The sequence below is a fragment of the Achromobacter sp. ISS7 genome (genome assembly GCF_056523125.1).
Genome location: NZ_JAWRZD010000001.1, coordinates 3034612 through 3058563, shown reverse-complemented (window position 1 = coordinate 3058563; position 23952 = coordinate 3034612). Strand labels below are relative to the sequence as shown.

The window sequence follows — 23952 nt, the reverse complement described above, 5'->3', positions numbered from 1 at the left end:
GCAGGGAGGCTGAAAAAGGGAGACCGAAAACGGGAAAACGGCCCCAGTATGAAAGTCACGCTTCTTGCGGTGAATAGCAAAATCCGGAAAGCAGCCTTGCAGATATGAAATACTGAAACCGTTCAGGATTGCCGCGGAAGGCGGCGAAAGCGAGGGCAGGGTGAACCGATCGGAAGGCATGGCGCTGCTGGTGGCGGCCGTGGACCAGGGCAGTCTCAGCGGCGCCTCGCGCGTCAGCGGGATTTCATTGGCCTCCGTCAGCCGGCGCATCAGCGCGCTGGAGGAGCGCGTGGGCACCCGGTTGCTGGTGCGCTCGACCCGCGCCCTGCGCCTGACCGAGGCGGGGCAGCGCTATTACGCCGAGGCCAAGCGCCTGCTGGCCGAGATGGACGAACTGGAAAGCAGCATGCGGATCGATGCCGCCGAGCCCTCGGGCCGGCTGCGCGTCACCGCGCCGACGCTGTATGGCCGGGTGCATCTGCAACCCTTGCTGGCGAAGTTCCTGGTGCAGCATCCCAAGGTCGCGCTCGACCTGCATTTGCTGGATCGCCCCGTCAACCTGCTGGAAGAGGGCATCGACCTGGCCGTGCTGGTCGGCGAACAGCCCAGCTCCAGCCTCGTCGCCCGGCGGCTCGGGTCGATCCGCTGGGTCCTGAGCGCGGCTCCCGATTACCTGGCGCGCCATGGCACGCCCGCCAGCGTGCAGGACCTGGCGCAACACGATGGCCTGGTCTACAGCCATCTGGCGACGGAGGATGCGTGGACGCTGATGGACAAGGGCAAGTCCATGACCGTGCGAGTGCGCACCCGCATGCGCTCGAACACCGTGGACGGCGTCGTCACGGCCGCGGCGGCCGGCGCCGGCATCGTCTATGCGCCGGCCTGGGCGATCGCGGACCACGTCGCCGCGGGCCGCCTGCAGCCGCTGCTGGTGGCCTCGGAAACCCCGCCCCGGCCGGTGTTCGCGTTGATGACCCACCAGCGGCTGATGGCGGGCAAGGTGCGGTCACTGGTGGAATTCCTTGCCCGGCACCTGCGCGAGAAATCCTTGAATGACCTGTGAGGCCGGGCGAGGGCGCGAGGCGTCCGGCCGGGGCTGAGAGAAGGTCAGCGTCCGTTCGCCAGCCTGCCGCGCAGGCATGCTGACGTTCAGGGACCGGGGTTGATCCACGGTTCCCGCAACCGGAGCCATGGCATGGCAGTGCCCCAAGACAAGCAGGAATTGCTGGATGCGATTCGCGTCACCTATGAGAAACTGGCCGCCGATCTGGCGAGCGTGCCGCCCGACCGCGCGCACGACGCCACGCTGGAAGGACACGCGCGTGGCACGACGATGAGCGTGGCCGATCTGGTCGCCTACCTGGTCGGCTGGAACCTGCTGGTGCTCAAGTGGTGCGAGGCCAGGGCCGAGGGGCGGGCCGTCGATTTCCCCGAGACGGGTTATCGATGGAACGAGCTGGGCCGCCTTGCGCAAAAGTTCTATGCGGATCACGCCGGGCAGCCGTATCCGGCGTTGCTGCAACAGTTCGCCGCGGTGCAGGCCCGCATCGTGGCCTGGGTGGCGCAGGCCAGCGACGCGGCCCTGTATGGTTCCCCCTGGTACGAGAAATACACCCAGGGCCGCATGATCCAGCTGAATACGTCTTCGCCTTACGCCAATGCGCGCGGCCGGTTGCGCAAGTGGAAGCGGGCCAACGGACTGGCGTGATCCCGGGCGCCGCCAGCCCGGGGCTCGGCGGCCGCCGTGGCGACTCGCCCCACAAATGCCTCCCGCGCTTGAACTTTGAGGATCGTGATGCCGGAAATTGATCGTCCAGCTCCCCTGGTCGACCCCTTGACACGAAACCAACCAACTAGTAGATTGTCTACCTCGTAGCGCCGTCGAGGCCGTTGCGTCGGCCGCCGGACGATCCCTCCGGCGCCGCCAACGACCCCGCGGCATATCTTCCCGCAATCCAGGCAATGCCCATGAATTTGGAACTTTCCCCCCGCGCCACCGAGATCGTCGAGCAGACCCGGTTGCTGCTTGCCACCGGCGGCTATCACGGGTTCAGCTATGCCGACATCTCCGAGCGGGTGCGCATCGGCAAGGCCAGCATTCATCACCATTTCCCGACCAAGGCCGACCTCGTGCTGGTCGTGATCAAGCGGCATCGCGAACAGGCCCGCACGGGGCTGGCGGCGCTCGATCAACATGTCGAGGATCCGCAGGCCCGGCTGACGGCCTACACCGAGTATTGGGCTGCCTGCATCCGCGACGGCAGCATGCCGATGTGCATCGGCGCGATGCTGGCGGCCGAGTTGCCGATGATTCCGCAGCCGGTCGCGGACGAGGTCCGCGCCTATTTCGGCGACCTGTCGGCCTGGCTCGGCTCGGTGCTCGCGGCCGGCGCCGCCAAGGGCCAGTTCCGTTTGCGCGACGGCGTGCAGGTCGAGGCGCAGGCGTTCATGTCGACGATCCACGGCGCGATGCTGACCGCGCGGGCGCTCGGTTCGCCCGAGGCTTTCGCGTCGATCGCGCGGGCGGCCATCAAGCAGTTGGCGCCGCCGGCCTGAGCATTGCCGCCGCGCGCCGCAAGGTGCGCTTTTTTTGTTCTGCTGTACCGATCAACTAGTTGGTTGTTTTCGATTCACCCCGGGCCTGCCGGTCCACCCCTGTCCCCCCCGCGCCGCTGCTGTCTTCAGCCGGCAGGCAATTTCAAGGAGTCTTAGCCATGCCCCATCCCATTTCGCCCCTCGGGGCCGCGCACACGCTCATCAGCCTCGTCCCCGCCTTCGCGGGCCTGTACAGCTTCGTGCGCTACCGCGGCATCGACAGCGCCACGCCGGTCGGCAAGGTCTATCTGGGCGGCCTGCTGGTGGCGGTGCTGACGTCGTTCGGCCTGTCCAGCACGGGCGGGTTCAACCCCGGGCATGCGCTGGGCATCCTGGCGTTGCTGTCGGTCGCGGGGGCGCTGTTCCTGTCGCGCCTGTCGCCGCAATCGGCGGCGCGGGCCCATCTGTCGCAGCTGGGGTTCGCGTTCAGTTTCTTCCTGATGTGGGTGCCGGGGATCGCGGAGACGCTGACGCGGCTGCCGGTGTCGCATCCCTTGGCCGACGGGCCGCAGTCGCCGCTGGTGCGCGGCGCGCTGGCGACGTGGTTCGCGATCTTCGTGCTGGGCGCCATCACGCAGCAATGGTGGATCCGTTCGCAGCGCCGCGGCGTGCCGTCCCGCTAGCCAAGTGATGCCGCGCGCGACGGCGCGCGCGGCCAAGGGAGTCGCCATGAGCGCCAACGTCATCGAACCGATCGACCCGCTGCGCATCGACGCGGTGCGTGACCCGTACCGTCTTGAACGCCTGCATGCGCAATCGCGGGCCGATCGCGCGATGCGCACGCGGGCAGCGGAATTCGCGCGTATCCACGCCGCGCACGCGCAGGCCGTGTCGGCGCCGCCAGCGACCGCCGCGTTCCAACCTGCGCCACCGGCCGCGTCCACCGCCACAGCGTCATCCGCGCCGCCCGCCGCGGCGCCGAAAAAGGACGCGCTAGGCATCGCGCTGGAACCCTTGCGCGACCAATACACGGCGCATTGCCTGAAGCTCGCGATCCAGGCGTTCCGTGATGAACAGGCCCGGCTGCAGGCGCGCACCGTCGCGACCAACCGGGCCGAACGCGATGCCCAGGCGGCGTTGCAGGCGCGCGCCGAGGCCGCCAATGACCTGGGCACGATCCAGGGCCTGCTGCCGCAACTGCCATATCGCTTCGTGGCGGGGCTGCCGGCGATCCTGCCGTCGCAGACCGTGGCGGCGCCCGGCCCCGCGCCCATCACGGTGGGGCCGGTGGCGCAGGCCGCGGCCTTGCGCAATGCCACCGACGATGCGCTGGCCGGCGATCCCGCCCAGCGCGCCCGCAACCGCCGCCCGCGCCCCAGCGAGGAATGACGCGCGGCCGGCGCAACGCCGGCGGTACGCGCCCAGCGCAGCCGTAACGGGCGCGGCCACAGCGGTCCGCGTCGCGGGCACATCGCAGACACGCACAAGCGCGGCCGCCAGGGCATGCCGGCCCGCGCGCGCCCCGGCTTCGCATTCAGCGTGCCGTAAATCACCTTTCAAATCGCCTCCAAACCTAGGGTTAGTTCGCGTATCCGGCCATTTTCGGAAGGACTACATTGACTCATTCCTTGGAACCAAGTCTCATTTTTTGGAACTTCATGGCCTCACTCGAAAACGCAGCCATCATTCTTCGCCTGATCAACAAGCTCAATCGCAAGGTCACGGTGACGGACCTGGTTGACCACCTGGAGATGCCGAAAAGCTCGGCGTCGCGCCTGTTGGCGCAGATGAAGGAACTGGGGCTGCTGGATCGTGAGGAAAGCACCCGCGCCTACGGTCCCGGGGTGATGATCCTGGAGCTCTCGCGGATGGTGCGCGAGACCACCTCGCTGTCCGCGCAGATGCAGGACGCCCTCAAGCGCCTCAGCGCGCAAAGCGGCCACACCGGCTACATCTCGGTGCTCGAGGGGCGCGACATCATGGTGCTGCACGTGCAGCAGGGCTCGCATCCGCTGCGCGTCACGACCTATCCCGGCCATCGCTCGCCCAGCTGGGCCACCTCGACTGGCCGCGTGCTGCTGGCGCGCGACAGCGACGACAAGGTGGCCAAGCGGCTGGGCAAGCAGTTGCCGTTCATCTCCGACGAGGCGCCGCGCACGGTGCCGGACGTGCTGGCCCGGCTGCGCGAGGTGCGCGAGTCCGGTTTCGCGGTGGCGATCAACGAAGCCATTCCCGGCGTGGCGTCCATCAGTTGCGCGGTGAGTGATCCCGTGTCGATGGAGCGCTTCGCCATGTGCCTTTCCTTTCCGGCGGCCCAGGCCGATGCCGCCAGCGTGCAAGCGCTGGCCGCGGACCTGCTGACGGAAGCCAGAAGCCTCGGCCGGATCGTCTGCGATCCGGCCTGGGGATCCCCCGTTCATGCCCTCCACGAGTCAGCACCATGATTGATTCCACCCCCCGCCACGCCGCCCAAGGCGGCGCCTCAGTGCAAGAAGACCCGCACCCGAGAGCGCTCTCGCTGTCCAACCTGGTCCTGTTGGCCGCACTGAGCGTGTTTGGCGCAGTGATCGGCATCCAGCTGATCGTGACGCTGGGCGTGACGCCCAATACGTCCATCATCGGCGCGCTGGTGGCGATGATCCTGGCCCGCGTGCCGATGCGCCTGCTGCGTTCCTACCGCTCGGTCCACACGCAGAACCTGGCGCAGACCGCCATCTCCTCGGCCACCTTCGGCGCCGCCAACAGCCTGCTGCTGCCGCTGGCCATTCCCTATCTGCTGGGCCGCCCCGACATGGTGCTGCCGATGTTCCTGGGCGTGGGGCTGGCGATGCTGCTGGACGCCTACATGCTGTACCGCCTGTTCGGCAGCTCGGTGTTCCCGGCCACCGGCGCCTGGCCGCCGGGCGTGGCCGCGGCCGAAGCCATCAAGGCCGGCGACCAGGGCGGCACGCAGGCCAAGCTGCTGGGCCTGGGCATCGTGGTGGGCGCGGTGGGCTCGTGGTTCAAGATCCCGATGTCGGCGTTCGGCGTGGCCTTCATCGGCAACATCTGGGCGCTGGGCATGTTCGGCCTGGGCCTGCTGCTGCGCGGCTATTCCGAGCCGCTGTTCGGCATGGACATCAACAAGCAGTACATCCCGCACGGCGTGATGATCGGCGCCGGGCTGGTGGCGCTGATCCAGGTGGCGATGGTCATGCGCAGCAAGGCCGGCCCCAAGGCCAGCGGCCCGACCGGCCCCAGCGTCGGCAGCAGCCTGCGCCTGGGCGGGGTGGGGTACATCCTGCTGTCCGCTGGCATCTCGCTGCTGGCGGGGCTGTATGCCGACATGCCGGTGCCGATGCTGTTGGGCTTCATCCTCTACGCCGCCTTCGCCGCGCTGGTGCACGAACTCATCGTCGGCATCGCCGCCATGCACTCGGGCTGGTTTCCGGCGTTCGCGGTGGCCCTCATCACCTTGCTGCTGGGCCTGTTGATCGGCTTTCCGCCGCATGCGCTGGCGATCCTGTGCGGCTTCTCGGTGGCGACCGGCCCGGCCTTCGCGGACATGGGCTACGACCTCAAGGCCGGCTTCATGCTGCGCGGCAACGGCGCCGACATGGCCCTGGAACTGGAAGGCCGCAAGCAGCAGCTGATCGCCGCCATGCTGGCGTTCCTGATCGCGATCCCGGTGGTGTATTTCAGCTACGACGCGCTGTTCGCGGGCGGCCAGCTGCCGCCGGTGGCCAAGGTCTACGTGGCCACCATCAATGCCGGAGCCACGCCCGGCATCGCGCAGATGCTGCTGGTGTGGGCCATTCCCGGCGCCATCATCCAGCTGATCGGCGGCCCCAAGCGCCAGCTCGGCGTGCTGCTGGCCACCGGCCTGCTGATCGCCAACCCGCTGGCCGGCTGGGCCGTGGCGGCGGGCATCGCGCTGCGCCTGCTGATCGAGAAGGTCGGCGGCGAAAAGCACCGCAACCACATGGAAGTGTTTGCCGGCGGGATCATCGCGGGCGACGCCATCTTCAGCTTCTTCAGCGCCGCCATCACCTCTCATTTTGGCAAGAAGTGATTCTCCCTTCTTGTCGTTTCACCCCGAAAGGAAATCCATCATGAGTCTTTCCCAGACATTGCAGGCCTTCGAGGCGCTGGACAGCGCGCACGCCTCGGGTCAAACCGTGGTCAAGCTGCTCGAAAGCTATCCGGACGTGAGCGTCACCGTCACCAAGATCACCGGCGCCAACGGCTCCACCGATTTCGTGCGCATCGTGATTCCCGGCGCCCAGGGCAAGCGCGCCGGCGGTTCGGCGCCCACGCTCGGCATCGTCGGCCGCCTGGGCGGCATCGGCGCCCGCCCGGGCCGCATCGGCCTGGTGTCCGACGGCGACGGCGCGGTCGCCGCGGTGGCCGCCGCGCTCAAGCTGGCGCACATGCAGGCGCAGGGCGACGTGCTGGCCGGCGACGTGATCATCGGCACGCACATCTGCCCCGATGCGCCCACCCGCCCGCATGAACCGGTGGATTTCATGGACTCGCCGGTCGACATGAAGGCCATGAACGAGCAGGAACTCAGCGCCGAGATGGACGCGGTGCTGTCGATCGACACCACCAAGGGCAACCGCATCATCAACCACAAGGGCTTTGCGCTGTCGCCCACGGTCAAGCAGGGCTACATCCTGCGGATGTCGGAAGACCTGCTGCGCATCATGGAGACGACCACCGGCCGTCCCGCCGCCACCTTCCCGATCTCGCTGCAGGACATCACGCCCTATGACAACGGCGTGTACCACGTGAACAGCATCATGCAGCCGTCGGTCGCCACCGCGGCGCCGGTGGTCGGCGTGGCCATCACCACCGAGAGCGTGGTGCCGGGCTGCGGCACGGGCGCCAGCCACGAGGTCGACATCGCGTCGGCCGCCAAGTTCGCGGTCGAAGTGGCCAAGGAATTCACCCAGGGCAAGTGCCAGTTCTTCGATCGCGACGAGTACGCGAAGCTGCTCAAGCTCTACGGTTCGCTGGCCCATCTGCAGGGCGAGCAGGCCGGCCAACACTGAACGCAACGCACCGGAGCGCCACCATGTCCGCCACGGCCAAGCTCGGCACCATCACCATCGGTCAGGCCCCCCGGCCAGACATCACGCCGATTCTCGAACGGCACCTGCCGCCCGGCACCGCCTGCGTGCACGCGGGCCTGCTGGACGGCCTGGCGCGGGACGAGATCGAACGGCGCTATGCGCCGCGGGCGGGCCAGGCCACGCTCATCACGCGGCTGCTGGACGGTTCGTCGGTGGTGGTGGACAAGGCCGCCATGCTGGCGCTGCTCAGGCAGAAGATCGCGGCGCTGGAGGCCCAGGGCTGCGCCTTCGTGCTGGTGCTGTGCACCGGCGCGTTCGACGACCTGCGCGCCGCGAGCGCGTGGCTCATCGAGCCGGACCTGATCGTCTCGCCCACGGTCGCCGCCCTGGCGGGCGCGCGGCAGGTTGGCGTGATCGTGCCGCTGGCGTCGCAGGTCGCGTCCGAGGCGCACAAGTGGCACGCGCTGCAACGCGCGCCGCTGTGCGCGGTGGCGTCGCCCTATGCCGACGACAGCGCGTCCCTGGCCGAGGCGGCGCGCGAGCTCGAGCGGCAGGGCGCCCAGGTGCTGGTGCTCGACTGCATGGGTTTCGTCGAACGCCACCGGGCGGCCGCCGCCGCGGCGTCCGGCCTGCCTGTGCTGCTGTCGAACGCGGTCATTGCGCGGTTGACGGCGGAATTGCTGGCGGGGGCGGATTGACGCGGAGGCAGTGAGCGGCGCGCCGCTCGCGGGCGGGAGGACGCGGCCGTCGACTGGCTTGTTTCTGCCGGCGGTCGACCGGCTTGTTTCTGCCCGCCCGCCCCGTCGGTCGCCCGGTCGGTCAGGCCGGCGGTCTGGCATGCTGCCGGTCTTGACGGCGGTTCGCTTGTAACGTATCTTTTTGCGCAGTTACTAGCCAGGGTCCGTCCATGCACTCCCGTTTCGACCGATTCCGCGCCACCCCCCTCGGGCAGCAGCTCGAGGCCCTGATCGACGAGCCCGGCCGCTACCTCGAGTACGCGGCGCTGTCGCGGGTCGGCGTGGCCGCCGTCGCCGCCATCAGCGACGATATCGAGACGGTGTTTCCCGAAGTCGCGGCGGACACCACCGCGCGGCAGTTCTGCGGCGCGCTCGTGGCCGACCTGATGCGGCGCCATGGGCACGAGGTGGTGCAGGCGCGCGGCCGCGTGGCGGGCGCGATCTTCAGCTATGGCGCGGTGTTCAGCCCGCGGCCCGTGGCGCTGCCGTTCGCCGGGGTCATCGACGGACTGGCGCGCCTGCCGGACGTCCTGGCCGGCCTGATGGCGCGCGTGCCGGCGCCGTGGCGCACCCGCCGGCCCGAAGGCACCGGATTCTCGGCCACCGAACACGTCTGCCACCTGCGCGATTTGGATACCGTGTTCGCCCAGCGCATCGCGGCCATCCTGGCCGCGCCGCTGCCGCGCATCGATTCCGTGGATGGCACGGCCCTGGCGGCCGAGCGCGATTACCAGGAGCAGGACCCGGACGCCGCGCTGGCCTCGCTGCGCCGCGGCCGGGCGCAGCTGTGCGCCTCGCTGCGCAAGCTGGACGCGGCGGCCCTGGCGCGGTGCGGCCTGCGCGACGGCCTGCACCGCATGACGCTCGAGCAGATCGCGCGCGAGCTGCTGGACCACGACCGCACCCACGTCCAGGAACTGGAAGAACTGCTCGCCGAACTGGCCCCGCCGGCCTGCCGCGGCCCTGCGGCGGCGCCTGGGACATGACGGCCAGTGAGCCGGGCGCATCGGCTATATTGCCAGCGCCCCTTTTTTTCTCGCGGGCCGTCGCCGGCCCCCACTGAATCCCATGCCCGAAAAACCCGTCGAACCGCAAGCCGTCCTCAGCCCCAACGCCCGCTACGCGATCTTCATCGTCGCCACGCTGAACCCCGGCGCCGACAACGCCGCCGCCGTGCGCGCCTGGTGTGAAGACGTCGGCAACCTGGTGCGCACCGTCGGCACGCGCGCGGTCGCGGCCGACCTGTCCTGTGTCTGTGGTTTCGGCTCGGCCGCCTGGGATACGCTGTTCGGCGCGCCGCGGCCCGCCGGCCTGCATCCGTTCCGCGAGATCGGCACGGGCGAGCGCGTCGCCGTGTCGACGCCGGGCGACATCCTGCTGCACATCCGCGCAGAAGCCATGGACGCCTGTTTCGAGCTGGCCACCTTGCTGGTGGCCGCGCTGGGCTCGGCGGCGACAGTGGTCGACGAAGTGCACGGCTTTCGCTATTTCGACCGTCGCGCCATCATCGGCTTCGTCGACGGCACCGAGAATCCGCAGGGCTTCGAACTGCCCGGCTACACCCTGATCGGCGACGAGGACGAAGCCTTCGCCGGCGGCAGCTACGTGCTGGTGCAGAAGTACCTGCACGACATGGGCGCCTGGGAAAAGCTGTCCACCGAACAGCAGGAACTCATCATCGGCCGCCGCAAGCTCACCAACGTCGAGCTGCCCGACGACGTCAAGCCGTCGTACTCGCACAGCGCCCTGACCACCCTGGAAGAGGATGGCCAGGAGATCAAGATCCTGCGCGACAACATGCCGTTCGGCCGCGCCGGCGCCGGCGAATTCGGCACCTATTTCATCGGCTACGCGCGTTCGCCCAAGCCGATCGAACAGATGCTCGAGAACATGTTCGTCGGCCGTCCGGCCGGCAACTACGATCGCCTGCTCGACTACAGCCGCGCCGTCACCGGCAGCCTGTTCTTCGTGCCGTCGGCCGAGCTGCTGGACGAGCTGGCCGAACGCGAAGGCTGATCGGCCTCAGTCGGGGATCTGCGGCTCCACCAGCCGCATCAGCTGCGCCAGCGATTCCTGCCAGCCCAGGTAGCACATCTCCGGCGGAATCACCGCCGGGATGTTCTCCTGCACCACCGTCATCTCCGTGCCGCAGGAGACCTTGCGCAGCGTAATGGTGGTCTGCATCTGCCCGGGCAGGTTCGGATCGTCGAACTGGTCCGTGTAGCGGATCTTCTCGCCCGGCACCAGCTCCAGGTATTCGCCGCCAAAGTCATGGGCGTGGCCGGTGCCGAAATTACGGAACGACATGCGGTGCTTGCCGCCCACCCGGGCGTCCAGTTCATGGACCTCGCAGGTGAAACCATAGGGCGGCAGCCAGCGCACGATGGCGTCGGGTTCGAGGAAAGCGCGGTACACGCGGTCGGGGGTGGTGCGCAGGACGCGATGCAGGGTCACGGTGCCAGTCGTCATGATGAATCCGCCTTTGAAGGGAAGTTGAGCGTACTGGGTCGACGTTCGAGCATCCCGCGGATCGACATGACTGGCATGGGGATAAACCCTAAGGTGTCCTGGCCTGGGCCTAGGACAGCCTGTGCCGTGGTCTGTCCGGCTATAGCTTCTTCCGCTCTCCGAGCTTGTCTATCTGCACTTCGGCTAGCTGGAGAAGGAGCGCGTAGCGGTCGAAGGCAGGATGCTTCGCTTCTGTTTCAGACGGAAGCGTCAACAGGCTTTGACAGAGGCTGAGACCCTTTTCAATGGCGCGGCCTCTTGGCAGCCACTCGAACAGCGGCCAAGCAACTGCTCCGGGCCGAAATCTGGACTCAAGTAGACCGTAGGCACAATCGCAGGTTTTCTCGAATGGGGTTGCTGTCGGCTCGAGCAATTGCTGTAATGCCAACGCTCGGGAAAATGCGACTATCTGAGCGGGTGATGGGGTGCCATTGCCTTCCAGAAACCGATTGATGGTGGCCGGGGCCGCCCGCAACTCCGCCGGAGTGACCGTCTCCCACCAGCCTGCGGAAGGGGGCGAATTGTCCTGCCTTTGGTAATCGGTCATTCGGCAATCTCCTGCCCACGGAGTCTAAGAAGGATGGCTCGCGCAAGCGCGTCCCGATCCACAGCCCTCAGTGCGCTATTGACGTGGCATAACGAAAAACGATATCCGGTCGTATCCGAGTGCCGCAGGTAGTCGTGGGCACTCTTGTGGAAGTGGTGGCTGTCCAGGGCGGTATCGCGCTTGTCCAGCAGCCATTTCCTCGGCCTGGGCCAGGTTGGGAGAAACCAGCGGCGAATTTCGTGGTGGATTCTCTGGGTGGTTCCACCTTGGTGCGGTTGGAGTAACTGGGGCGCGATGCCAAGCCCGGTCGCGGCGGCTTCGGCGGCCATCCAGCGTAATGCAATGTCCGATCGTTCACTGGCATCGGCCGGATATCCTCCTCCAACGTCCGCATGAGCGCCGGGAAACCAGACTTGCTTGAGATCACCGTGGCTCCCGGCTTTCCAAAGCAATGGCTCGAACAAGCCGCGCAACTCATGCAGTGCCAAGGCATGCCTGGCCGTGATGACGGCCGGGGGCACTTCGACCTGATGATATTCCGTGTAGGGAGCGGTCAACCAGGACAGGCGCGAGGGCAGGCCGAGTGAGGCAACCGTGTCCCAAACGCCGAGAAAGTGGATGGGGAGAAAGTATTCTCCATCCTGCGAGACGGCTCGTAATCCGGTCAGTTTTTCCAATTTGTTGGCCAGTCTGGCGTGTTTGGAATTCGCGCCCGACTCATATATTTCATAGGCATTCTCCAGCTCATCGAGATGGTTTGAGAGTAGCAGCCCGACTTGGCTTATGAAACCAGCCAGCGACCGAGCCGCGAATGCTCCGCGGCTGAATCCGAACAGAAAGACCCGATCACCACGCTTCTTGCTGTAGTGTTTGCAAAGAAAGCGGTATGCCGCCTTTATCCTCGAGGTGGTGCCTTTCCCAAAGCCGCCACCAATCGCGGATCGAAGCAGGGGTCCCATGCGCGAGGGAAACTCCCGCCGGAGCAGTTGATTCAACTCGTGGGCATAGTCGTCGTCAAGCCCGCTGCCCTGAGCCTGAGGCTTCTTTCCAACCCCTTGAATGTAGAGCTTGAACTGCTCACGCCCGGCGACGACACCGTCGGGTGTGGCATCGAACAATTTGCGTACGTTGGTGGCGTGAGCGGATCGATCGCTGTTCCAAGTGCCGTCGATGAATATGCAGAGGTTTCTGGGAACTTGAGTGGGAATCCGGTTGCTGGCCGTGGCTTTTTTCGACGTGCTCATGTCTATTGTTTCCCAGTGATGCGTGGCGGGGGCTGGTCATCACCGTTTCCCTTCCCGGACCGGTTATTGAACTGGGCTACAACTTACCTCAAAAAAAAGACAGAGCGCAGCAAACCGGATACTCCGTTTCGGTCACGCGGGCTCTCGCAGCAGCACATCCTCGTAGAAGGCGCCGATCGGCAGCGCGCGGTCGCGCACCTGGATCTCCAGCACCCAGATGCCGTCGGCGGGGATGAAATCCGCCTGCGCCAGCTGGTGCTTGCCGTACAGCGCGTGCGGAAAATCCGCCACCCGATGACCCGGGATTTCGCGCACCAGTTCGCAGCCGTGCCGGCGGGCATGGTCCTCGGCGCGGTCGTACAGGGCGGCGCCGGTCAGGCCCCGCAGCCAGTCCTCGCGGGTGCGCTCGAACACCTGGCGCGCGGCCTCGGCGCAGCGCTCGCGGTCGGCGTCGGCGCCCAGCACGAACGTGTCGCCGTAGTCGCCCTCGTAGCCATCCCAGACCGGGCCGATGTCCACCACGAACACGTCCTCATCGCGCAGGCGGCGCTGGAAATCGGTGGGCTGCACCGCCGGCGATTGCGAGTCCGGGCCGAACCGCACGTAGGTGGGATGCCAGTTGTGCGAGGAGCCCATGCGGCGCAGGTGCGCGTCGGCCGCGTCGACCGCCTCGCGCGTGGTCATGCCGGGCCGCATCAGCGCGGCGATCTGGCGCACCGCGTCGCGGGAACGGCGGCGCGCCGCGAGGATGCCGTCCAGGGTGAAGTGGCTGCCGACCCGTTCCCACGGATGGGCGGGGGCGGCCGGCGCGCCGGCGGCGGCCGCTTCCCCCGAGGGCAGGAACGCCTCGGCGTGGAAGCGGTCGCGCGCCAGGCCGGCCGCGCCCAGCCGCTCGCGCGCCGCGCGCACCATCGCGGGGTTGCCGCAGGCGTAGACCACGGCGCCGGCCCAGTCATGGCCGGCGGCCAGGGCGGCGTCCTGCACGTGCCAGGGCCGGGCGGCGTCCGCCCCGGGCGTTTCCGACAGCACGGCGTGCCAGGCGAAGCCGGCGCCCTTGCCCTGCAGCGCATTGAGCAGCGGGCCCGCGTAGCAATCGTCCTCCGTCCTGCCGCCCCAGTAGAGCGTGACGCGCTTGAAGCGCGGGTCCCGCAGCGCCTCCATCAGGATCGGGTGGATGCCGGCATAGCCGGTGCCCGTGGCCAGCAGCACCAGGTGTTCGATATCCGCCGCCCAGCCGTCGGCCGGCCAGACGCACGCGCCTTGCGGGCCTTCCAGGGCCAGCGTATCGCCCGGCATCAGGCGCGGCAGGATGCGTTCGGTGAAGCCGCCGCCGGGCATGCGGCGGATATGGAATTCGAGCTGCGCCGGGCCGGCGGCGGCGGGCACGTTGGCGATCGAGAAAGGGCGGTGGCTGCCGTCGTCCAGCAGGAAGCGCACGTGCTGGCCGGCCTGCCAGGTGAAGGCGGCGTCGCCGCGCACTTCGATGACCAGCCGGGTGACGTCGGCCGTCAGCGGCGCGCGCGACAGCACGGTGGCCTCGCGTCGCTGCATCGGCTGGGGCGGGGCCTGCCAATGCGGGAACTTCAGCGTCAGGTCGCTGGTGGCGCGGCATTGGCACATCAGCAGTTCGTCGTCGGCGGGGACGTAGGAACGCTCGTTGGGCGGCGTGATGCGTTCGTGCTGGCCGGCGGTGACCACCGCCCGGCAGGCGCCGCATTCGCCGCGCTGACAGGAGAAGGGCACCGCCGCGCCCTGGGCCAGCGCGGCGTCCAGGATCGAGGTGGCGCCATCGCAGGAGAAATGGCCGTTGGCGAGCGTGATGGTGTAGGTGGACATGGCACGGTTCCGAAAGACGGGTCGATGGGCGTAATGTAGGGATAGAATGGCTGGGTGAAATAGGGCCATTTCCATGAATATGAGCAAGCCACTTATATGAGCAAGCCACTTGTGCGCGATGCCCGGCTGGAATCCAGCCTCGACCTGCCGGTCGACCCGCCGCGCGCGGGAGAGTCCAAGCAGGCCTGGGTGTACCGGCAGATCCGCGAACGGATCCTGCGCGGCGTGCTGCCCTCGGGCGGGCGGCTGCCGTCCACCCGCGACCTGGCGGCGCGCTGGCACGTGGCCCGCTCCACGGTCGAGGCGGCGTACGACCAGTTGCGCGGCGAGGGGTATACCGCCGGCACGGTCGGGTCCGGCACCTACGTGGCGGCGGTCATCCCCGACAATTTCTTCCGTCGGGGCCTGCCGGGCGACGGCGGCGTCGCCAGCGCGCCGCGCGCGGCCGCGACGGCTGCCCGGGCTGCCGCCGTCGCGGGCGGGCCGGCCGCCGCGCCAGCCGGCAGCGCCGATCCGTCGGCGCCGTCGCCGCGCCGTGAAGCATCCTTCATGGCGCGCAGCGCCGATGCCTCGCTGTTCCCCATGGAAACCTGGCGCAAGGGCCTGATGGCCAGCGCCCAGCGCGTCACGCCGGCGCAACTGGCGCACGAGGATCCGCTGGGCTGGCATCCGCTGCGCGAGCAGATCGCCCGCTACCTGGGCGCCGCGCGCGGCATCGCCTGCGACGCCGGCCAGGTGGTGGTGCTGACCGGCATCCGCGACGGCCTGGACCTGAGCGCGCGCCTGCTGCTGACGCCGCAGGACAAGGTGCTGGTCGAGGATCCCGGCTATCTCAACGCCGAGCCGCTGTTCAGCCAGTACACGCGGCGCATCGTGCCGATCGCCATCGACGAGCACGGCTTTTCGGTCGCGCGCGCCCGGCGCCAGCGCGGCGCCCGGCTGGCGCACGTGACGCCGGCGCATCAGTCGCCCACCGGCGTCACCATGCCCGTGTCGCGCCGCCTGGAACTGCTGGACTGGGCCGCGCAGGCCGGCTGCTGGATCCTCGACGACGACTACGACAGCGAGTTCAGCTACGACGGCGCGCCCCTGGCGGCGCTCAAGAGCCTGGACGGCGGCGACCGCGTGATCCACTTCGGCAGCTTCAACAAGACCCTCTTCAATGCCCTGCGCATCGGTTATGCGGTGGTGCCGCGGTCGCTGGCGCCGGCGTTCTCCCGCGCGCTCTACGTCACCGGACGTTCCTGCAGCGTGATCGAGCAGATGACGCTGGCGGCATTCCTGGAGGACGGCGGTTTCGCGCGCCACGTGCGCAAGGCGCGCTCGGTGTACGCCGCCCGCCGCGACCGCGTCATGGCCATGCTGCGCGAGGCGGTGGGGCCGGCGCCGCTGCGCGTCAGCGGCGAGCAGACCGGCTTTCATTTGGTGTGGTGGCCGCCGTCCGGCTTCGACGTCGCGGCCCTGCTGGCCCGTGCCCGTGACTGGGGCGTGGGCATCCAGCCGGTCGCCGACTTCTGCCGGCGGGTGTCCTGGCCGGACGGCGTGGTCATCGGCTACAGCGCGCGGCAGGACGCCGACCTGGACCGGCTGGAGGCGCTGCTGCGCGAGGTCACGCGCCGCTAGCAGGGGGCGTGGGACAGGCCTTGGCACAGACGGGCGCCCGCTCGCCAGGCGCGGGCGGTTTTCGTAGCAAAATGCCGCACGGCGTGTCCGCGCACGCCGCCGACTTTCACCGCACTCGATTCACCGCATTCCAGGATCCTCCATGCCGCAACTCGATCTCTACCAGGTAGACGCCTTCTCCGCCGCGCCCTTCGGCGGCAATCCCGCCGCGGTGGTGCCGCTGGACGCCTGGCTGCCGGACGCCACGCTGCAACGCATCGCCGAAGAGAACAACCTGTCGGAAACCGCCTACGTCGTGCGCCGCGGCGACCAGTACGACCTGCGCTGGTTCACGCCCGCGGTCGAGGTCGATCTGTGCGGCCACGCCACGCTGGCGACGGCCTGGGTGCTGTTCGAGCAACTCGGCGCCAAGCACGAGGTGCTGCGTTTCGCCACCCGCAGCGGCGAGCTGCAGGTGCGCCGCGCCGGCGATGGCCTGGCGATGGATTTCCCGGCCAGGCAGCCGGTGGCCGAGGCCGTGCCGCCCGGCCTGTTGCAGGCCTTGGGGCTGGCCGAGGCGCGGGCGCTGTACCGCACCGACGACTACCTCGTCGTGATCGACGACGAAGCGCTGATCGACGGCCTCAAGCCGGACTTCGCCGCGCTGGCGGCCTTCGACGTGCGCGGCGTGGCGGTGACCGCGCCGTCCGCGCGCCACGATTTCGTGTCGCGCTGGTTCGGCCCGCGGGTCGGCGTGAACGAAGACCCGGTGACCGGTTCCGCGCACACCTCGCTGGCGCCGTACTGGGCGCAGCGGCTGGGCAAGACGGTCCTGAGCGCCGAGCAGGGCGGGGCGCGCAAGGGCCAGCTGCGCTGCGAGGTGCGCGACAACGGCCGCGTCATCATCAGCGGCCAGGCCGCCTTGTACTTGCGCGGCACGATTTTCCTCTGATGCGGCGCGGCGCCGGCCGCCATTACCGAAAACCTATCGCCTCATCAGCACTTCAAATACGCCCCGCGCCGGGGCGCGCCTAGAATCTGCCGTCACAAGATCAAGGACCGGCGCGCCCCGCGCCGCCGGTCACGACAACGAGGAGACGCAGGGCATGGATGCGGTGTGGATAGTGGCGATCGGCGCGGCCGCGGCGGGCTTCGTGCAGGGGCTGTCGGGCTTTGCCTTCGGCATGGTGGCCATGTCGTTCTGGGCCTGGGTGCTGGACCCGCGGCTGGCGGCGGCGCTGGCGGTGTTCGGCGCGCTGACCGGACAACTGCTGGCGGTGTTCTCGGTGCGCCGCGGCTTCAACTGGCCGCTGCTGTGGCCCTTCCTGCTGGGCGGGCTGGCCGGCATTCCGCTGGGCGTGCTGGTCCTGCCGCACCTGGACATGGACTGGTTCAAGGCGGTGCTGGGCGCGCTGCTGGCGCTGTGGTGCCCGGTGATGCTGATGGCGCAGCGCCTGCCGCGCATCGGCGGCAACCGCTGGGGCGACGGCGCGGTGGGCCTGGTGGGCGGCGTGCTGGGCGGCATCGGCGGCTTCGCCGGCAGCGTGCCGACGCTGTGGTGCACGCTGCGCGGCTTCAACAAGGACACGCAGCGCGCCGTGATCCAGAACTTCAATCTGTCGATGCTGTCGGTGACCATGGCGATCTACCTGGCCACCGGCATCGTCACGCGCGACATGGCGCCCATGTTCGCAGTGGTGGCGCCGGCCATGCTGATCCCCACGCTGCTCGGCACGCGCCTGTATATCGGCATTTCCGAAGTGACGTTCCGGCGCATGGTGCTCGGGCTGCTGACCTGCTCGGGCCTGACGCTGCTGGCGTCGTCGGTGCCGCAGCTGCTGGCGCGCTAGCCGCGCCGGCATCAAGCGCCTTGCATTGACCGCCCCAGGCACGCCGGGCTATGGTCGCCGGATCATCAAATTCGGCTTGAAGATCATGAATCCTTCCCGCATGCTGCCCGGCACGCGCGCCCTGCGGACGTTCGAGGCCGCGGGCCGGCTGCTGAATTTCACCCGCGCCGCGGACGAGGTGGGCCTGACGCCCGCCGCGGTCAGCTACCAGATCAAGGAAATCGAGGACCAGCTCGGCCTGGTGCTGTTCACGCGCAACAGCCGCAGCATCCAGCTGACGCCGGCCGGCGCGGTGCTGCTGGAAGCGACCGCCGATGCGCTCGACGGCCTGCGGCGCGCCGTCGGCCGCGCCCAGCGCATGGCGCGCGGTGCCGGCCACCTGCGCCTGTCGCTGGAAGCGCGCTTCGCCACCCACTGGTTGCTGCCGCGCCTGGCGCGTTTTCGCGCGGCCCATCCGGGCCTGGAACTGACCTTCGACATCAGCGACCAGGTGCGCGATTTCGAGATCGACGATATCGATGCCGCGATCCGCTTCGGCGCCGGCCGTTACCCCGGCGCGCGGGCCGACCGCCTGTTCGCCACCACGCTGGCGCCGATCGCCAGCCCCGCCTTGCTCGCCAGCGGACCGGCCATCGCGTCGCCGCGCGACCTGGCGCGCTACCCGCTGAGTCACGTCGATTGCGTGGCCGATGGCATGGTCTGGCCAGACTGGAAAATGTGGCTGGCGGCGGCCGGCGTCGGCGATGTCGACGCCAGCCGCAGCCTGGCGTTTCCAGATTCCAGCCACGTGGCGCAGGCGGCGCTGGACGGCAGCGCCGTGGGCCTGCTGGAACCGGCCATGGTGGCCGCCGATCTCGCCAGCGGGCGGCTGGTCAGGCTGTTCGATATCGACGTCGGCATGGCGCCGGACTTCGCCTATTACCTGGTCTATCCGCAGGGCAGCGCGGACGACGCGCGGGTGATGGCGTTGCGGGAGTGGCTGGCGCGGGAATCCTGCGCTACGGCAGCGCCACCGCTTCCCTGACGCTCGCCGCCAGCATCTGCGCGGTCGCCGCGGACAGCGTCCAGCCCAGGTGCCCGTGGCCGGTGTTGTAGAACACGCCGGGGCGCTTGCCCGGACCGACGCGCGGCATCATGTCGGGCATCATCGGCCGCAGTCCGCACCACGGCACCACGCGCGCGGTGCGCACGCCGGGAAAGTGGCGGCGGGTCCAGTCGACCAGGGGCTGGATGCGTTCGGCGCGGATGTCCAGGTTGAAGCCATTGAACTCGGCGGTGCCGGCCACGCGGAAGCGCTCGCCCAGGCGGCTGGTGACGATCTTGGCGGCTTCGTCCAGCAGGCTCACGGTGGGCGCGGCCGCCTGGCTCGCGGCGTCGTCCAGGTGCACGCTGATCGAATAGCCCTTGACCGGGTAGATGTTCAGGCGGTCGCCCAGCTGCCGCGCGAACTGGCGGCTGGCGGCGCCGGCGCAGACGACGATGGCGTCGGCCTCGTGCTGTTCGCGCCGCGCGCCGTCCTCGCGCGCCACGTCCAGCACGTAGGGCAGGCCGTCGCGGCTGATGGCGCGGATGTCGGCATCCTGTTCGAAACGCACGCCGCGCCGCAGGCACGCCTGCGCCAGGCCGCTGGTGAACTTGTGGATGTCGCCGGTGGCGTCGGACGGCGTGTAGAAGCCGCCGTGGCAGGGCGTGCTCAGCGTCGGTTCGATGCCGCGGATTTCCTCCGGCGTGACGGCGTGCCGTTCCAGCCCGCCCTCGCGCAGCAGCGCGTTGGCGCGGCGCGCGGTCTCGAAGCTGGCGGCGTCGTGGTAGATGTGCAGGATGCCGCGACGTTGCAGGTCGAAGTCGATGCCTTCCTCGACCGCCATGGCGTACAGGTGCTCGCGCGCCTCGATCGCCATGCGGGTGGTGGCGATGGTGTTCTGGCGGTAGTTGCGGATCTGCCCCATGAACTGGGCCAGCCACGAATACTTGTGCCAGCTCGGGCGCGGGTTGAGCAGCAGCGGCGCGTTGTGGCGGCCGAGCCAGCGCAGGCCCTTCATGACGGTGGCGGCGCTGTTCCAGACTTCGGCGTTGCTGGCGGACAGCTGGCCGCCGTTGGCGTAGGACGTCTCCATGGCGGGATAGCGTTGGCGGTCGTAGACGGTGACGTCGTAGCCCAGTTTGCTCAAGGCGTAGGCGGACGTGACGCCGGTGATACCGGCGCCAATGATGGCGATGCGGGGCATGATGGCTCCAGATGGCGTGGCCACGACCCAATGATCGTGGCACCCCATCTGTCTCTGTACCTGAGAGCTTCACCCGGGCGCGGCGGCGCGGGTTCCCCTTCGGTGGGCGCCAGGCGCCTCTCTCCAGATTGTCTAGACCGCGCAGTCCTGTTGCCTGAGAGTTTCCGGGGCGGTTGCTCCGTCGGCGCCCGCCACGGGGGACGGGACTCTTCTGCGGGGTTTTGAATCGACGAAACCGAGAATAGCCAAAATTCGTCGGGCGCGGCACTCAGGGTTAATACCAGGGTGGCGCGGGATTGGCTCTACACTGGGCGCCGACCCGCCGGCACGCGCCGGCCAAGAAAACGATAGGACGATCTCGCATGCGCGCTCCGGCAATGCCCCGTGTTTTCCCGCGGCCCAAGACCCTGACATCGGCCCTGGCCCTGAGCCTGGTGTTGGCCGGCGCCGCCTCGGCTAGCCCGGCCGCGACGCAGGCCGCCTCCCCAGCCGCCAGCGCACAGGCGCCCGCCGCCAGGTCATCCACGGCGCCGGCTGCCGCACCCGCCAAGGCCGATCGCGCCACGGCCGCCGTCGACGCCGCGGTGGCCGACGTCATGCGCCAGTACGGCATCGCCGGCATGGCCATCGGCGTCAGCCGCGACGGCGAGCAGCGCTTCTTCAACTACGGCGATGCCTCGCGCGAGCCGCGGCGCGCGGTCTCCAGCGACACGCTGTTCGAGCTGGGATCGATCAGCAAGACCTTCACCGTCACGCTGGCCGCCTACGCGCAGGCCACGGGCCGCCTGTCGCTGGCCGACAGTCCGGCCAAATGGGTGCCCGAATTGCAGGGCAGCGAATTCGCCAAGATGACGCTGGTGAACCTGGCCACGCACACCGCCGGCGGTTTCCCGCTGCAGGTGCCGGACGCGGTGCAGACCATGGCGCAGCTGATGGACTACCTGAAGGCGTGGACGCCGCAATACGCGCCCGGCACGCGGCGCACCTACGCCAACCCCAGCATCGGCATGCTGGGCGTGGTGGCGGCGCGCGCGCTGGGCGAGCCCTACGTGGTGGCGATGGAGCAGCAGCTGTTTCCCAAGCTGGGGCTGCGCGACACCTACCTGGAAGTGCCGCCGCGCAAGATGCCCGACTACGCCCAGGGCTACGACAAGCAGGACGCGCCGGTGCGCGTGAATCCGGGCGTGCTGGCCGACGAGGCCTACGGCGTGAAGTCCAGCGCCCGCGACATGCTGCGCTTCGTCGAGATCAACCTGGGCACCGCGCCGGTCGACGCCACGCTGCAGCGCGCCATCGCCGAGACCCACACCGGCTATTACCAGCTGGGCGCGATGACGCAGGACCTGATCTGGGAGCAGTACCGCTATCCGGTCTCGGTGGACGATCTGGTGCACGGCAATTCCGCCAAGGTCGCGTTCGAGACCCTGCCGGTCCAGGCGCTGCAACCGCCGCTGGCGCCGCAGCAGGCGGTGTGGATCAACAAGACCGGCGCCACCAATGGCTTCGGCGCCTACGTGGCGTTCGTGCCGTCGCGCAAGCTCGGCATCGTGATCCTGGCCAACCGCAACTATCCCAACGAGGCGCGGGTGCGGTTGGCGTTGAGGGTGCTCAAGGCGCTGGCGCCGTAAAGGCCGCGCCGGCCGGCGGGCGCCCGCCGCCGGCGTTCATGACCTGCCGGTTGCGGCTGTCTCGCCAGCCGTCCTGGCGCCATCGAACTTCGGCAGCAACCCCATGATCTCCAGCCGCGCGCACAGCTCGCCCAGCCGCCGCAGCTTGTACGCCTCCACGTCCATGCCGGCATAGTCGTAGAAGCCCTGGCCTTCGCGCAGGCCGTTACGCCCCTGTTCCATGTTGCGTTCGATGATGGCCGGGGCCGCGAAGCGCGGGTCGAGCGCGCCGGACAGGTAGCGCGAGGCGTAGTAGAGGATGTCGCCGCCGCCCCAGTCGATGAACTCCAGCAGTCCCAGCACCGAGAAGCGCAGGCCGAAGCCCAGTCGCACGGCGGTGTCGATGTCCTCGGCGCTGGCCACGCCTTCCTCGACCATGCGGGCGGCCTCGTTCATGGCCAGCGCCTGGATGCGCGGCACGATGTAGCCGGCCGCCGGGGCGCATTGCACCGGCGTCTTGGCGGCCAGACGCAGCACCGCCAGCAGCTCCTGCAAGGCCGCGTCGGCGGTCTGCGGGCCGCGGCTCACTTCCACCAGCGGAATCAGGTAGGCGGGGTTGAGCCAGTGCGCGTTGAGGAAGCGGCCGGGCTCGCGCACCATGCCGGCCAGCTCGGTGACCAGGAAGGTCGAGGTGGTGGAGGCGATGACGCTGTCCGCCGCGCAGACCTCGCCGAGCCAGGCGAAGGTGTCGCGCTTGATGTCCAGTTGCTCGGGCACCGCCTCGAACACCACGCGGGCGCGGGCCACGTCGGCCACGGCGTCCTCGCGCGCCACCAGGCGCACGCGGCCCAGCGCGGTGTCGGCCTGGGCGTCGTCCAGCAGGCCCAGCCGCACCAGCGTGCCCAGTTCGCGCCGCAGTCCGCCCAGCACGCGGGCGAAGGTCTCGGCCCGCTCGCCGCGCGCGCGCGGCTTGATGTCGATCAGCGTGACCTCCAGTCCGGCATGCAGGTACGACAGGGCGATGCCCATGCCCATGCGGCCGGCGCCGACCACGCACAAGGTCCGTTCCATGGTCAGCATCCTTGCGCGAGCAGCGCGGCCATGTCGGCGCGCGACAGGGTGTCCAGCCCCAGCGCTTCGAGCGTGCGGCCCTCGGCGTACAGGTCGCGGCCGGTGACGGCCGACGCCACGCTCAGCAGGCCCTGCGCCACCGGCGTGGGCACGCCGGCCCAGCGGCCGGTCGACACCAGGAACGACAGGCCCAGGCGCGTGTCCTCCAGCATGTAGCGGTGCGTGCCCAGGTCGATGGTCTCGCGCCAGTCGCCGCTGTCGGTCAGCTTGCCGTGGGCGCCGCGGCCGTACATCCACTCGTCGCCCTCGCTGGCGTAGTGGTCGGCCAGCGGAAAGTGCGGCGCGGCGTAGCCGAGCGCGGCGCGGATGGCGATGCGTTCGGCGTCCAGCGCGTCGGTCACGCGGCGGATCGACGGCTGCGTGCCTTCGTTGTGGATGTCCCAGCGCTCGAAGTGTTCGAGCGGACCGGCGTTCATCAGGATCAGTGGCGGATGGATCACCGGGCCGGCATTCATCAGGGCGCCCGACAGCGCGTCCTCGATCGGCTCGATGCTGGGGTAGGCCCGCGCCAGCGTCTCGAACGCGGGGCCGGCCAGGCGGCGGGGGAAAACGCCGGTGGGCAGGCGGGTGGCGTAGGCGCTGATGACGACGCGGTCGCCATGCTTGCGCGCCAGGTAGGGCAGCGTGCCGGTCTCGGCGAAGGCGACCTCGGCGCGGTTGCCGGCGTCCTTCAGGGCGCGGGCGAACAGATAGCTGCCGAAGGTGCCGGGCGGCAGGAACACCACCTGGCCGTCGCGCAGGTGCGGCGCCAGTTCGGGCGCCAGCGCGGCGTGCGTGGTGGACGGCAGCGGAATCACCAGCAGCGCCGCGTCCTCGGTGGCGCTGGCCAGGTCGGCGGCCAGCGCGATCTGGCCGGGCGCGTCGCCCAGCGCGATGCGGCGCGTGCCGCGATAGTCGGTGACTTCCAGGGCGCCGTCGCGGCGCAGGCCATCAAAGGCCGCGCCGTCGCGGCGCCACAGGCGTACCTGGTGTCCCTTTTCCGCCAGGTCGGCGGCCGCCGCGTAGCAGCCGTGGCCGCCTCCAATAACACCGATGCGCATGATCAAGCTCCTTCGAGAGAGCTTCGATGCTAT

General features: G+C 69.2%; 23 protein-coding genes and 2 riboswitches. Of the genes, 16 read left to right on the top strand and 7 right to left on the bottom strand.

Annotation, left to right across the window (positions count from 1 at the left end; genetic code table 11):
• The first annotated feature begins 160 nt into the window (after positions 1 to 160).
• From AC1HFW_RS13750 to AC1HFW_RS13700, 11 genes are all read left to right on the top strand, one after another.
• On the top strand, positions 161 to 1063 hold the full coding sequence (locus tag AC1HFW_RS13750) for a LysR family transcriptional regulator (RefSeq protein ID WP_035360628.1): 903 nt from the start codon (positions 161 to 163) through the stop codon (positions 1061 to 1063).
• Between the two features lie 132 nt (positions 1064 to 1195).
• Positions 1196 to 1708: a ClbS/DfsB family four-helix bundle protein gene (locus tag AC1HFW_RS13745; RefSeq protein ID WP_479283876.1), complete on the top strand. Its 513-nt coding sequence runs from the start codon at positions 1196 to 1198 to the stop codon at positions 1706 to 1708.
• A 260-nt stretch (positions 1709 to 1968) separates the two neighbouring features.
• Complete coding sequence (locus tag AC1HFW_RS13740) at positions 1969 to 2556, top strand: TetR/AcrR family transcriptional regulator (protein WP_479283874.1); 588 nt, start codon at positions 1969 to 1971, stop codon at positions 2554 to 2556.
• Between the two features lie 158 nt (positions 2557 to 2714).
• A complete protein-coding gene (locus AC1HFW_RS13735) occupies positions 2715 to 3218 on the top strand; it encodes a hypothetical protein (protein WP_061074062.1) in 504 nt (167 codons plus the stop codon).
• A 46-nt stretch (positions 3219 to 3264) separates the two neighbouring features.
• Positions 3265 to 3924 (top strand): hypothetical protein, encoded by a 660-nt coding sequence (locus AC1HFW_RS13730; RefSeq protein WP_479283872.1) that lies wholly within the window; start codon positions 3265 to 3267, stop codon positions 3922 to 3924.
• 269 nt (positions 3925 to 4193) lie between these two features.
• Positions 4194 to 4979 carry an IclR family transcriptional regulator gene (locus AC1HFW_RS13725; protein ID WP_479283870.1) on the top strand — a complete coding sequence of 262 codons (786 nt, stop codon included), beginning with the start codon at positions 4194 to 4196 and terminating at the stop codon, positions 4977 to 4979.
• A complete protein-coding gene (locus AC1HFW_RS13720) occupies positions 4976 to 6586 on the top strand; it encodes an OPT/YSL family transporter (RefSeq protein ID WP_006396184.1) in 1611 nt (536 codons plus the stop codon). The genes AC1HFW_RS13725 and AC1HFW_RS13720 overlap by 4 nt, the downstream gene beginning before the upstream one ends.
• 40 nt (positions 6587 to 6626) lie before the next feature.
• Complete coding sequence (locus AC1HFW_RS13715; RefSeq protein WP_061074065.1) at positions 6627 to 7568, top strand: DUF1177 domain-containing protein; 942 nt, start codon at positions 6627 to 6629, stop codon at positions 7566 to 7568.
• A gap of 23 nt (positions 7569 to 7591) precedes the next feature.
• Positions 7592 to 8287 (top strand): AroM family protein, encoded by a 696-nt coding sequence (locus AC1HFW_RS13710; protein ID WP_479283867.1) that lies wholly within the window; start codon positions 7592 to 7594, stop codon positions 8285 to 8287.
• A gap of 209 nt (positions 8288 to 8496) precedes the next feature.
• Positions 8497 to 9312, top strand: a complete 816-nt coding sequence (locus tag AC1HFW_RS13705) for a DinB family protein (protein ID WP_479283865.1) — start codon at positions 8497 to 8499, stop codon at positions 9310 to 9312.
• An 82-nt stretch (positions 9313 to 9394) separates the two neighbouring features.
• Entirely contained in the window at positions 9395 to 10342 is a 948-nt protein-coding gene (locus AC1HFW_RS13700; protein WP_061074068.1) for a Dyp-type peroxidase, read from the top strand.
• Between the two features lie 6 nt (positions 10343 to 10348).
• Here the strand turns inward: AC1HFW_RS13700 and AC1HFW_RS13695 are convergent, their stop codons facing one another.
• From AC1HFW_RS13695 to AC1HFW_RS13680, 4 genes are all read right to left on the bottom strand, one after another.
• A complete protein-coding gene (locus AC1HFW_RS13695) occupies positions 10349 to 10795 on the bottom strand; it encodes an SRPBCC family protein (RefSeq protein WP_479283863.1) in 447 nt (148 codons plus the stop codon).
• A gap of 139 nt (positions 10796 to 10934) precedes the next feature.
• Positions 10935 to 11381: a hypothetical protein gene (locus tag AC1HFW_RS13690; RefSeq protein ID WP_479283861.1), complete on the bottom strand. Its 447-nt coding sequence runs from the start codon at positions 11379 to 11381 to the stop codon at positions 10935 to 10937.
• Entirely contained in the window at positions 11378 to 12625 is a 1248-nt protein-coding gene (locus tag AC1HFW_RS13685; RefSeq protein ID WP_081105201.1) for a DUF2235 domain-containing protein, read from the bottom strand. Before AC1HFW_RS13685 ends, AC1HFW_RS13690 begins: the two co-directional genes overlap by 4 nt.
• A 132-nt stretch (positions 12626 to 12757) precedes the next feature.
• Positions 12758 to 14461 (bottom strand): M24 family metallopeptidase, encoded by a 1704-nt coding sequence (locus AC1HFW_RS13680; protein WP_479283859.1) that lies wholly within the window; start codon positions 14459 to 14461, stop codon positions 12758 to 12760.
• Positions 14462 to 14557: 96 nt separating this feature from the next.
• Between AC1HFW_RS13680 and pdxR the strand changes: the two genes are divergently transcribed.
• From pdxR to AC1HFW_RS13660, 4 genes are all read left to right on the top strand, one after another.
• The gene (gene pdxR, locus AC1HFW_RS13675) at positions 14558 to 16084 is read left to right on the top strand and encodes a MocR-like pyridoxine biosynthesis transcription factor PdxR (RefSeq protein WP_479283857.1); all 1527 of its coding nucleotides are present in this window, start codon (positions 14558 to 14560) and stop codon (positions 16082 to 16084) included.
• Between the two features lie 142 nt (positions 16085 to 16226).
• Complete coding sequence (locus AC1HFW_RS13670) at positions 16227 to 17015, top strand: PhzF family phenazine biosynthesis protein (protein ID WP_116520360.1); 789 nt, start codon at positions 16227 to 16229, stop codon at positions 17013 to 17015.
• Between the two features lie 154 nt (positions 17016 to 17169).
• The gene (locus AC1HFW_RS13665) at positions 17170 to 17913 is read left to right on the top strand and encodes a sulfite exporter TauE/SafE family protein (protein WP_006396174.1); all 744 of its coding nucleotides are present in this window, start codon (positions 17170 to 17172) and stop codon (positions 17911 to 17913) included.
• An 85-nt stretch (positions 17914 to 17998) separates the two neighbouring features.
• Positions 17999 to 18937 carry a LysR substrate-binding domain-containing protein gene (locus AC1HFW_RS13660; RefSeq protein ID WP_479283853.1) on the top strand — a complete coding sequence of 313 codons (939 nt, stop codon included), beginning with the start codon at positions 17999 to 18001 and terminating at the stop codon, positions 18935 to 18937.
• Here AC1HFW_RS13660 and AC1HFW_RS13655 read toward each other — a convergent pair.
• The gene (locus AC1HFW_RS13655) at positions 18912 to 20141 is read right to left on the bottom strand and encodes a D-amino acid dehydrogenase (protein WP_006396170.1); all 1230 of its coding nucleotides are present in this window, start codon (positions 20139 to 20141) and stop codon (positions 18912 to 18914) included. The genes AC1HFW_RS13660 and AC1HFW_RS13655 overlap by 26 nt on opposite strands.
• Before the next feature lie 44 nt (positions 20142 to 20185).
• A riboswitch (glycine riboswitch) is annotated at positions 20186 to 20272 on the bottom strand.
• Position 20273: 1 nt separating this feature from the next.
• Positions 20274 to 20365: riboswitch (glycine riboswitch) on the bottom strand.
• A 138-nt stretch (positions 20366 to 20503) separates the two neighbouring features.
• On the opposite strand from AC1HFW_RS13655, the gene blaELC reads away from it, so the two are divergent.
• Positions 20504 to 21769: an ELC family class C beta-lactamase gene (gene blaELC / locus AC1HFW_RS13650; RefSeq protein WP_479283851.1), complete on the top strand. Its 1266-nt coding sequence runs from the start codon at positions 20504 to 20506 to the stop codon at positions 21767 to 21769.
• Positions 21770 to 21805: 36 nt separating this feature from the next.
• Here the strand turns inward: blaELC and AC1HFW_RS13645 are convergent, their stop codons facing one another.
• Together AC1HFW_RS13645 and AC1HFW_RS13640 are read right to left on the bottom strand one after the other, a co-directional pair.
• On the bottom strand, positions 21806 to 22819 hold the full coding sequence (locus AC1HFW_RS13645) for a 3-hydroxybutyryl-CoA dehydrogenase (protein ID WP_479283848.1): 1014 nt from the start codon (positions 22817 to 22819) through the stop codon (positions 21806 to 21808).
• A 2-nt stretch (positions 22820 to 22821) separates the two neighbouring features.
• Entirely contained in the window at positions 22822 to 23919 is a 1098-nt protein-coding gene (locus tag AC1HFW_RS13640) for an NAD/NADP octopine/nopaline dehydrogenase family protein (RefSeq protein ID WP_479283846.1), read from the bottom strand.
• Positions 23920 to 23952: the final 33 nt, after the last annotated feature.